Source organism: Candidatus Electronema sp. TJ (genome assembly GCF_048287355.1).
In the GTDB taxonomy this organism is placed as follows: domain Bacteria; phylum Desulfobacterota; class Desulfobulbia; order Desulfobulbales; family Desulfobulbaceae; genus Electronema.
Window position 1 is genome coordinate 3,523 of sequence record NZ_JBLWEP010000042.1, and the last position, 8,215, is coordinate 11,737.

The window sequence follows — 8,215 nt, forward strand, 5'->3', positions numbered from 1 at the left end:
AAGAAAACCTGGCCGTCAGTGATCGAAATAACGTTGGTCGGAATGAAGGCGGACACGTCGCCAGCCTGAGTCTCAATGATCGGCAGGGCGGTCATCGAGCCTGCGCCGAGTGCATCGCTCAATTTCGCTGCCCGCTCCAGCAGACGGGAATGGTTGAAGAAGATGTCGCCGGGATAGGCCTCGCGTCCGGGCGGACGGCGGAGGAGCAGGGACAGCTCGCGGTAGGCCACAGCCTGCTTGGACAGATCGTCGTAAACAATCAGCGCGTGCTGGCCGTTGTCGCGAAAATACTCAGCCATCGCGCAGCCGGTCATTGCGGAAACATACTGCATCGGCGCGGGATCTGAGGCGCAGGCGGCAACGACAGTGGTGTATTCCATCGCCCCGTGCTTGCGCAGGGCCTCAACCACCAGCGCGACCGTGGATTTCTTCTGGCCAGTGGCGACATAAACGCAGTGCACGCCAGAGCCTTTCTGAGCGATGATCGCGTCCACGCAGAGCGCGGTCTTGCCGATCTGGCGGTCGCCGATGACCAATTCGCGCTGGCCGCGTCCAACCGGGGTCATCGCGTCAACAGCCTTGTAGCCGGTGTAGCACGGTTCATGCACGCTCTTTCGAGCGATAACGCCGGGGGCGACAACCTCCATCTTGCGGGTCAGTTTGGCATTGAGCGGCCCCTTGCCGTCGATGGGCTGGCCGATGCCGTCCACAACCCGGCCTTCCAGCTCCGGCCCGACTGGCACTTCGGCGATGCGGCCTGTGCGGCGGACGATGTCGCCTTCCATAATTTTGCGGCAGTCGCCCATGACCGCCACGCCGACATTGTCCTGCTCAAGGTTGAGGGCCAGGCCCATGATGCCGCCGGGAAATTCCAGCAGCTCCATGGCTTGGCAGTTCTCCACGCCATAGACGCGGGCGATGCCGTCGCCCACGGAGATGACCGTGCCGGTCTCCTTGAGGTCTATGCCGCTCTTGTAGCCTGCGATCTGATCTTTAATGATCCGGCTGATTTCCGAGGCTTTGATCTGCATCTGACTCACACTCTCCCCTTGATGGATTCCTTTAATTCCTGAAGCTGCGTGCGGATGCTTCCGTCCAGCACCAGATCGCCGACCTTGGCCACCATGCCGCCGATGATCGAGGGATCGACCTGCGCCTCAAGAATAACCTTAGTTCCTGTAATTTTTTCCAGTGTGACCCGGATTCTCCCCAGCAGGGCATCGTCGGCCTCGACAGCGGTCGTGACCCAGCCGTGGCTGATGTTTTCCTCGCGTTCCAGCATGTCCCGCAGCTGGCCCGCGACTTCCGGCAGGGCCGAGACCCGCTTTTTCTCCACCAGCAGGTGGAGGAACGCGCCTAAGAGCGAATCCGCGCCCGCCGCCTCAGCAATCCCGGCCATGACCTTCAGGCGGACATCCAAGGGGTAGAGGGGATTGGTCAGCGCGTCCGCAACTCCCAGCTCAGGATTGCTGAAAAGGTCGGCGATATCGCGCAGGGTCTGCGCGTACACATCCACCGTGCCGTTCTCCTTGCCAAGGGTGAAAATGGCTTTGGCGTAGCGTTTGGCTAAAATGATCTGTCTCATTGCGCCGCCCTTTCCAGATACTGTTCAATAATCGCGACCTGATCCGCTTGGCTCAGGTTTCTGATGAGCAGCTGCTCGGCTATCGCCGCCGCCTGCTCGGCCACCTCGTTCTGAAGCTGCTGCTGCGCCGCCGCCGCCGCCGTTGCCACCGCCGCCTCAGCCTGCCGCCGGATGTCCCGCGCCGCCGCCTCAGCTTCAGTGAGAATGCGGTGCCGTTCTTCCTTGGCTAAATCTATCGCCCGCTGGACGGTCAGCGCAATCTCCGCCTCCATGCCTTCCAGCCTAGCGGCAAATTCTTTGTAAGAACGCTCGGCCTCGTCGCGCTTTGTTTGCAGCTCGCGCAGCTCGTCTTCGATAGCCTTGCGGCGGCTGCTCAGGCTCTCGACAAGCGGCTTGCCGCCGAATTTCACCAGAATAAAGACCAGCGCGGCAAAGTTGAGGGTGCGCCAGAGCAAATCTTTCAGCTTCTCCGGCGTGATCATCGGCGCGACATGAGCACCGCCGTGACCTTCGCCATGCGCCGCTTCACCGCTTCCATGGGCGGGTGCTGTCTCATGCCCAGCAGCGGCTTGATGCGTCGTCTGCTCCTGCGTATGTCCTGAGCCGCCATGCTCCTCAGCCAAGACCGCGCCAACAACCCCGGCACAGAGCCAGGCCGCAGCCAGCAGCGGCAGAACTTTCTTCATTTCTTTCTTCATGTTCATGCCTGCACGCTCCTTCCCAGTATCTTGGCCGCCATGTCTTGGGCCACGCTGTTGATGTTGCTCATCAGCTCACTGCGGGCAATATCGAAGCTGGCACGGATTTCGGCAAGCTGCCGCTCTTTCTCGCTGCCCGCCTCGTCCCGGATCGCGGCCAGTCGCTCCGCCCCAGCCCGCTCGGCATCGCCCCGCGCCGCCTCCAAGGTGCTTTTCGCCTTGAGGCTGGCCTCGTGCAGCTTCCGGTCCAGCTCGGCCTGCCGGGCGCGAGCGTGCTGCCCGAACTGCTCGGCCTCGCTGCTCAGACTGTCCAAAGTCTCATGCCGTTTGTCCATCATAGCGATGACCGGTTTGTACAGGATCCGGTTCAGCACGGCCATTAAAACCAGCATGTTGATGATGTGGAAGAGGACGGTGATGTCAACGGAAATCATAGAACAGCTCCTATCGCCTCGGTAAAAAAGAACAGCCGGAACAGGCGGCTGCGTAATTTATTTTTCGGACTGAAACTTACTACCGGAAATGCGGACGGATGTCAAATCTTTTTTGCCTGCTTTTGCCCGCAGAAAAGCTGTTCGGTCAAATTGAATACTTTTGTCAAAGCAGCTGAGTCGGCTGGACGAAAAAAGAAAAATTGGTTCGACTTTTACATTCCCCCGATTATAATGATCTTATGAATTGCCAACTTTGCCCGGCTGGAGACGGAGCAGCATGAATCCGCTGCGTCTGCTTGTTCTTGGCGGACTGCTCTATATCTTCTGGCGGATGCTGCGCCGTCAGCTGCGCGACAAGATTCAGACCGAGCTGCTTCGGCAGCAGCAGGACGAGCAGAAAAAACAAGAATCCGCTGAGGATGTCTTGGTGGAAGATCCAGTCTGCGGCGTTCTCATTCCGAAACAACAGGCGGTCCGGCTCCGGCAGGACGGCAGAATATATTATTTTTGCAGCGAATCCTGCTGCGATGCCTTCAATGGCGGAACGAAAGGACAGGACGAATGAAATTTTTTATTGACACAGCCAACATCGAAGAAATAAAAAAAGGACTGGAGCTGGGCATGGTGGACGGCGTGACCACCAATCCTTCCTTGATCTCCAAGGAGCAGCAACCGTTCAACGAAATACTGGCGGACATCTGCGCCTTGGTGGACGGCCCGATCAGCGCTGAGGTGATCAGCCTGGACGCGGACGGCATGGTTGCCGAGGGTTGCGAGCTGGCAAAGTTGCACAAAAATATCGTCATCAAAGTGCCGATGACAGCAGAAGGGCTGAAGGCAGTCAAGCGGCTGGCAGCGGAAGGCATCCGCACCAACGTCACTTTGATTTTTTCGCCTGCGCAGGCCCTGCTGGCGGCCAAGGCAGGCGCAGCCTATGTCAGCCCCTTTGTTGGCCGCTTGGATGACATCGCTCAGGAAGGCATGTCGCTGATCAGCGAGATCATGACCATTTTTAGCAACTACGGCTATGCCTCCGAAGTGATCGTCGCCTCGGTGCGCAGCCCGATGCACGTGATTCAGTCCGCGCTGCTTGGCGCACACATCGCCACTATCCCCTATAAAGTCATCGCTCAGTTAGCCCGGCATCCTTTGACCGACCTCGGCATGGAGCAGTTCCTCGCCGACTGGAAGAAGCGGCGGCAATAAGATGACAAAAAAAATGAGGTGCCTGCAATGAGAGCTTGCGTGTTGTGGTGGTGCGTCGCTGCTGCGTCCAGCTTGTTCGTCCAAGTTGGGCGGGCGCAGGGGGAAATCTGCAAATACACTGATGAACGTGGGGTGGTGCATTACACCAATGCCTCTACAGATAGACGCTGCAAGCCGGTGAGTTATTCTCAGCCTTCCTCCGGGCAGCCTCGTCTGATGATCACTACTAATGGTGCGCCCGGCGTGCACAGCATCAACCGCCGCGAGCTGCGCTTCGGGAATATCTCACAGCGCAGCAGTTTCGATCTTCACATTCAGCATGCGGCCCGCGTGCACCAAGTTGATCCGCTGCTGGTCAAGGCGGTGATCAAAGCCGAATCAGATTTCAACCGTTACGCTGTCTCGTCTAAGGGTGCGCAGGGGCTGATGCAGCTCATGCCTACCACCGCCAGGCACCTCAATGTTAATGACCCTTTTGACCCGTGGCAAAACATCTATGGCGGGGCGCGCTATCTGCGCGAGATGCTGGACAGCTTCAACGGCGACCTGCATCTCAGTCTGGCCGCCTACAATGCTGGGCCGAGCAGAGTCATGCGCACTGGCGGCATTCCCCGCATCCCAGAGACCATCAATTATGTAAACAAGGTGCTCAGGCACTATCAGAACTACCAAGGCGGTGCGCTGTACGCCTACGCTCCGGCAAAAAACAGCATCCGGGTTCGGCAACTCGTGACTGTCAATTAAGCGGCGTTTTTTTGGGGGACTGAAGCAAAAAATGAAACCCCTCTTGATTTCTTTTCTTCTTATGCGCTATATAGTATGTATTCAGCTTTTCCCCCGGCTTGCGGCTGACGGCGGGCTGAACCAAGAAGCAGCCTGAACAAACGAACGGAACATGGCGAAAAAGGAAATCCCCATAGTCGGCATCGACATTGGCTCCCATGCAGTGAAGGTCTGCGAGGTGAAGCGGGCTGGCAAGAATGGTTATGAGCTGGTGACGCTTGGCACTGCCGCTCTTTCTCCCGGCTCGGTGGATGATGGGGTGCTTCAAGATGCCGAAGATGTCGCAGCGGCGATTTCTGAGCTGTTCAAAAATCTGAAGATTAAAAATAAGCGGGTTGGGCTGTCCATTTCCGGCTATTCGGTAATCGTCAAGAAAATCAATATTGAAATAGAAAATCAGGATGAGCTGGCTGACCGGCTGCATCAGGAAGCAGAGCAGTATATTCCATTTGACATCAACGAGGTGTATCTTGATTTTCAAGTGACCAAGGCGGCGAAAGGTGAGTTCGAGCGCAGCGAGGTCATGCTGGTGGCGGCCAAGAAAGAAGTTGTGGACGCGTACTTGGAGATGATTCAAGAGCTGAAGCTGCTGCCGGTGCTGGTCGATGTGGACGGGTTTGCCTTGGAGAACATCTGGAACACCGTCGCCGGCAGCGAGAAAAATGTCTGCTTGGTGGACATCGGAGCTTCCAAGATGAATATCAATATCATTGCGGGTGGCACTTCAGTCTTAGCCCGAGATGTGGTGACGGGCAGCGACAAAATCAGCCAAGATATCGCCGACGCTTTGGGCATTGAATACGATGAGGCGGAAAAAATCAAGCTGGGGCGGCAGGCGGCGAACGAGGAGCACCAAGAGACGGTGCACAACGTTTTCAATAAAATCTGTACGAAATGGGTGTTGGAGATTAAAAAGGCTATTGATCTCTACGGCAACAACAATCCCGGCAGGCCGCTGGTTGCGCTCGTTCTCAGCGGCGGCGGCTCCAAAGTGATTGGCCTGCGTGATTATCTTGCCAAAGAGACTGGTTTGGAGGTGATCGCCTTCAATCCTTTTGAGGGTATGAAGATCAACAAAAATATAGACATGGAATATCTTGAGGCCGCCGCGCCTGAAATGTCCATAGCGACCGGATTAGCCATCCGTCCGGCGGAGTTCTGAGCCATGCTACGGATAAATCTCCTGCCGGTCAAAAAAATCAAGCAGCAGGCCGCAGCTAAACGGCAGCTGACGTTTTTCGGTGTGGTCTTTGCGGTCCTCGTAGCACTGCTGCTCCTGATAGTTGTGTTTTTGAGCGGTCAAGTCAGGGGCTTGAATGGAGATATAGCCAGACTGGAGAAGAAAGAGAAGGAACTTGCAGAAATTTTAAAACAGATAGAAGCGTTGGAAAAAGGCAAGGATTTAATTAAAAAACAGACAGCTATTGTTGAGGAGCTGGAGAAGAAATCCGCATTGACGGCCAATATTATGAATGAGGTCGCCAATATCACCCCGACATCCCGGATGTGGCTGACCGATTTTGAGCAGAGTGGCGGTACGCTGAAGCTTACTGGCATGGCTTTGGACAATCAAACAGTGGCGGAGTACCTTCAGGCCTTAGGGCAATCTAAGTGTAAATGTATCTCAAATGTGACGCTGACCAGCTCCGTCATGCAGGTCTATGCAGAAAGAAATTTAAAAAAATTTACGTTATCCGCCTCTGTTGCCATGCCGGGAGCTGAACCGTCTGCGGAGATGGATGGAAAAAAAGCTGGTGGTGCGCCAGCAAAAGCGGAAAAATAAAGAAGCGGAAAAAAATTATGGCCTCTGATAAAAAACAAAATTTTGCCGCGAAATTTGATGCGTTTATCAACGATAAATATATTCCTCTCAATAAAAATATTAAGATTGCAATCGCGATAGGGTTGCCAATCTTGATAGTGGTTGTTTTTGTTTTTCTCTTTTACATGCCAAAGCAAGAAGAAATTGGCGCACTACAGACAAAAAAGACAGAGCTGACTGGTAAAGTGGAAAAAGCCCAGAAGGCGGCGGACAACAAGGAGCAGCACGAAAAAGAACTTGCCGAAGCGAAAAAAAAATTCGAGGAAACTTCGGCGATCCTGCCAAAGGAGCAAGATATCCCCATTTTGCTTCGCAATATAGCTGACCTTGGCAAAAGAGCCGGATTGGATTTTAACGAATTTAAACCGGGCAATGAAGTGCCAAAGGATTTTTACGCTGAAATCCCCATCACCATCAGTATCAACGGGCCATACCATAACGTAGGATATTTTTTGGGTGAGGTCAGTGGACTTGAACGTTTAGTAACTGTTGATAACATAAAAATGGGTTCCGCTAAAGAAGTTGAGCAGGAAGTGCTGCTTAAATCTTCTTGCAACTTGCTTACTTATCGTTTCACAGGTCAAGCTGCGGCTCCAAAGGCACCAGCAGGTGCGCAACAGCAAAAGAACCCTGCTCCTCAAAAGAAATAAAAGACAGGTGCGGCGCAATGCATTTCAGTCCAAAAACATATCTTCTCTTGACCGCAGTTCTTCTGACTGCCGGAGCGGCAGCGGCTCAAGATCAGCTTCTCGACGATGCGCCAGCCGTCCTTGACGGTGCCGGAAAAGGACGCGGCAAACTTAAATTTGAATACCAGCTGGACAACCGACCTGATCCTTTCTATCCTTTTATTTCTAAAGAAAAAAAGGCTGTCAAGGATGAGGAAGACAAAATTATCGATCCTGATGAGGGAGAAGTGCTGACCGGTTTGCGTTTGCTGGAGCCGGGGCAGCTAAAACTGGTGGCGGTGATGAGCACTCCGAGCGGACCGATGGCTATGGCAGAGGATGTCACAGGAAAGGGATATCTTCTCCGGGAAGGAATGCTCATAGGCAAACGTGGCGAAATTATTGAAATTGATAAGGGTCGCGTTTCTATCAAAGAAACTTCTAAAACTCAATCTGGTAGAATTCTTGAAAAAGATGTAGTTATGACTTTGAAGAAAGATGATGAGCAGAAGGGAATGTAGCTTCGATTTCTTTATAAAGAGATATGCTGTGTCAAAGAATATACTTTTTTTCATAGCTATTTTTTTTCTTCTGACAGGCCAAGTTTGGGCTGCTGAAGGTGTTGGGCAGATAATGTATCAATGGGAAGGCCGCCCTGATCCTTTTCTTCCTTTTTTTTCCATTCAGCCGCCTGCTGATCCTCCAATTAAGCCACCGTTGCGGCCACATACTATTCCGTTCGAACCGGGGCAGCTGAAGCTGGTGGCGGTGATATTTATGGAAAAAGAGCAGGCGGCGGTGGCGGAAGATGTTTCTGGGAAAGGATATGTTCTGCACGAAGGAACGTTTGTCGGCACGTATGGTATTGTCAGGAAAATTGAGAGTGGACAAGTTGTGGTTGACGAGAGTTTCACCACAAAATCCGGCAGGATTGTCTCGAAAGAAACAGTGATGCGCCTGAAACGAGAGGGAGAGAAATAAAAAATGTTGCATTCCACTTTGTTAGAAACTAAAAAAAG

General features: G+C 53.6%; 12 protein-coding genes. 8 read left to right on the forward strand and 4 right to left on the reverse strand.

The window, feature by feature from the left end; all coding sequences use genetic code 11:
• The 4 genes from atpA to ACNKID_RS04985 all read right to left on the reverse strand — a co-directional run.
• Positions 1-1,031 (reverse strand): F0F1 ATP synthase subunit alpha (atpA, locus tag ACNKID_RS04970; protein ID WP_417912327.1); only part of this gene is annotated, 1,031 nt, incomplete at its 3' end.
• Positions 1,032-1,036: 5 nt separating this feature from the next.
• On the reverse strand, positions 1,037-1,585 hold the full coding sequence (gene atpH / locus ACNKID_RS04975; protein ID WP_417912328.1) for an ATP synthase F1 subunit delta: 549 nt from the start codon (positions 1,583-1,585) through the stop codon (positions 1,037-1,039).
• Complete coding sequence (locus tag ACNKID_RS04980; protein ID WP_417912329.1) at positions 1,582-2,289, reverse strand: ATP synthase F0 subunit B; 708 nt, start codon at positions 2,287-2,289, stop codon at positions 1,582-1,584. Before ACNKID_RS04980 ends, atpH begins: the two co-directional genes overlap by 4 nt.
• Positions 2,286-2,717, reverse strand: a complete 432-nt coding sequence (locus ACNKID_RS04985; protein ID WP_417912330.1) for an ATP synthase F0 subunit B — start codon at positions 2,715-2,717, stop codon at positions 2,286-2,288. Before ACNKID_RS04985 ends, ACNKID_RS04980 begins: the two co-directional genes overlap by 4 nt.
• A 277-nt stretch (positions 2,718-2,994) precedes the next feature.
• Between ACNKID_RS04985 and ACNKID_RS04990 the strand changes: the two genes are divergently transcribed.
• The 8 genes from ACNKID_RS04990 to ACNKID_RS05025 all read left to right on the forward strand — a co-directional run bounded on the left by ACNKID_RS04990 (position 2,995) and on the right by ACNKID_RS05025 (position 8,177).
• Positions 2,995-3,282, forward strand: coding sequence for a YHS domain-containing protein (locus tag ACNKID_RS04990; protein ID WP_417912331.1), 288 nt, complete (start codon positions 2,995-2,997; stop codon positions 3,280-3,282).
• Complete coding sequence (gene fsa / locus ACNKID_RS04995; RefSeq protein WP_417912332.1) at positions 3,279-3,923, forward strand: fructose-6-phosphate aldolase; 645 nt, start codon at positions 3,279-3,281, stop codon at positions 3,921-3,923. The genes ACNKID_RS04990 and fsa overlap by 4 nt, the downstream gene beginning before the upstream one ends.
• 27 nt (positions 3,924-3,950) lie before the next feature.
• Positions 3,951-4,667 (forward strand): transglycosylase SLT domain-containing protein, encoded by a 717-nt coding sequence (locus ACNKID_RS05000; RefSeq protein WP_417912333.1) that lies wholly within the window; start codon positions 3,951-3,953, stop codon positions 4,665-4,667.
• Positions 4,668-4,818: 151 nt separating this feature from the next.
• Positions 4,819-5,868, forward strand: coding sequence for a type IV pilus assembly protein PilM (gene pilM / locus ACNKID_RS05005; protein ID WP_417912334.1), 1,050 nt, complete (start codon positions 4,819-4,821; stop codon positions 5,866-5,868).
• Positions 5,869-5,871: 3 nt separating this feature from the next.
• A complete protein-coding gene (locus ACNKID_RS05010; protein WP_417912335.1) occupies positions 5,872-6,489 on the forward strand; it encodes a PilN domain-containing protein in 618 nt (205 codons plus the stop codon).
• 17 nt (positions 6,490-6,506) lie between these two features.
• Positions 6,507-7,178: a type 4a pilus biogenesis protein PilO gene (locus ACNKID_RS05015; protein WP_417912336.1), complete on the forward strand. Its 672-nt coding sequence runs from the start codon at positions 6,507-6,509 to the stop codon at positions 7,176-7,178.
• Between the two features lie 17 nt (positions 7,179-7,195).
• A complete protein-coding gene (locus ACNKID_RS05020) occupies positions 7,196-7,717 on the forward strand; it encodes a pilus assembly protein PilP (RefSeq protein WP_417912337.1) in 522 nt (173 codons plus the stop codon).
• Between the two features lie 28 nt (positions 7,718-7,745).
• Positions 7,746-8,177 carry a hypothetical protein gene (locus ACNKID_RS05025; RefSeq protein WP_417912338.1) on the forward strand — a complete coding sequence of 144 codons (432 nt, stop codon included), beginning with the start codon at positions 7,746-7,748 and terminating at the stop codon, positions 8,175-8,177.
• The last annotated feature ends 38 nt before the right edge of the window (positions 8,178-8,215 follow it).

Bases quoted from the DNA above. Each gene is read 5' to 3' on its own strand.
- ACNKID_RS05010 (WP_417912335.1), top strand. From the start codon at position 5,872: ATGCTACGGATAAATCTCCTGCCGGTCAAAAAAATCAAGCAGCAGGCC.
- fsa (WP_417912332.1), top strand. From the start codon at position 3,279: ATGAAATTTTTTATTGACACAGCCAACATCGAAGAAATAAAAAAAGGA.
- ACNKID_RS04980 (WP_417912329.1), bottom strand. From the start codon at position 2,289: ATGAACATGAAGAAAGAAATGAAGAAAGTTCTGCCGCTGCTGGCTGCG.
- atpH (WP_417912328.1), bottom strand. From the start codon at position 1,585: ATGAGACAGATCATTTTAGCCAAACGCTACGCCAAAGCCATTTTCACC.
- ACNKID_RS04990 (WP_417912331.1), top strand. From the start codon at position 2,995: ATGAATCCGCTGCGTCTGCTTGTTCTTGGCGGACTGCTCTATATCTTC.
- ACNKID_RS05015 (WP_417912336.1), top strand. From the start codon at position 6,507: ATGGCCTCTGATAAAAAACAAAATTTTGCCGCGAAATTTGATGCGTTT.
- pilM (WP_417912334.1), top strand. From the start codon at position 4,819: ATGGCGAAAAAGGAAATCCCCATAGTCGGCATCGACATTGGCTCCCAT.
- ACNKID_RS04985 (WP_417912330.1), bottom strand. From the start codon at position 2,717: ATGATTTCCGTTGACATCACCGTCCTCTTCCACATCATCAACATGCTG.
- ACNKID_RS05000 (WP_417912333.1), top strand. From the start codon at position 3,951: ATGAGAGCTTGCGTGTTGTGGTGGTGCGTCGCTGCTGCGTCCAGCTTG.
- ACNKID_RS05020 (WP_417912337.1), top strand. From the start codon at position 7,196: ATGCATTTCAGTCCAAAAACATATCTTCTCTTGACCGCAGTTCTTCTG.